Annotated in this window: 2 pseudogenes; both read left to right on the top strand. The window is 48.8% G+C overall.

Going from position 1 to position 946, the window contains the following annotated elements:
• A pseudogene (locus tag AC1DWB_RS36095) lies at positions 1-371 on the top strand (hypothetical protein); the annotation flags it as partial.
• Between the two features lie 127 nt (positions 372-498).
• Positions 499-946: pseudogene (locus AC1DWB_RS36090) on the top strand (hypothetical protein); the annotation flags it as partial.

Genomic DNA, 946 nt, shown 5'->3' with positions numbered 1-946 from the left:
ACCCAGAGTCGACGATCTACGACGGAGGAGCCTTATCATTCACGATGCAGAACGGCGCGGTCGGGACATTGACCGAGTCTTGCGTATCGCCCTACAACGGGGATTCGGAGATCAGGCTATTCGGTCCGGACTACTATGTCTCCCTTAGCGCCAATGGCAAAAGCTTGAAGATTGTTGATGCGACGCAGAATATAACCGAAACGGCTACACTTGATGCAACCTTCGAGCAGGATAAAGCATTCATCGCAGCTGTTAAGGGCGGTTCTCAGCAACAAGTACTTTGCGATTATCGGGACGCGATGCGAACCCTGAGCTTTACATTGGCCGCGAACCAATCGGCCTTACAGCGGAGCCCCATTGATCTGACATGATCAAATAAGTATAGGCTGAGGCAGTTCCCCTGTGGAGCTGCCTCAGGCTCGTCTTGACGGGATCCGAACCGATATGACACACTAGAGCTATTCATGACATGACGCGAACAGAAAAGAAGGAATCGAAATGATCAAAGTTGCCAGCCAGCAAAAAATGAAGCAAATCAATGCAAAATCGGTATTCCAATTAATCCGTAAATACAAGAGCATCCCGCGGGTACAATTAGCTAAGCTCACGAAGCTGAGCCGGACAACGATTTCTTTTATAGTAGAGGAACTGATTCGTAAGGAATTAGTCGTCGAGAAATCGTATATGGAGAGCTCCAGTGTCGGCAGACCTGCTATTATCCTTGAAGTGAACGATTCGCACAAATATATGATCGGCGTAGAGCTGAATTACTTGGGCGTGTCCGGCGCGCTATACAATCTGAAGAACGATCCGATCTATCAGTTGAATGATGTGTTACATGGCCGTTACGAGAACGAGGAAGATATGCTAGAAGGGATCTGCAGCCTCATTCGTCGATTGATGGAGGCCGGGCAGAGCCGCTTCAAGGAATTGATCGCGATTAGCG

The sequence above is a fragment of the Paenibacillus sp. P4_E11 genome, assembly GCF_056401635.1.
The sequence above is the reverse complement of the archived record's forward strand: the minus strand, read 5'-3'. Positions and strand labels throughout refer to the sequence as shown.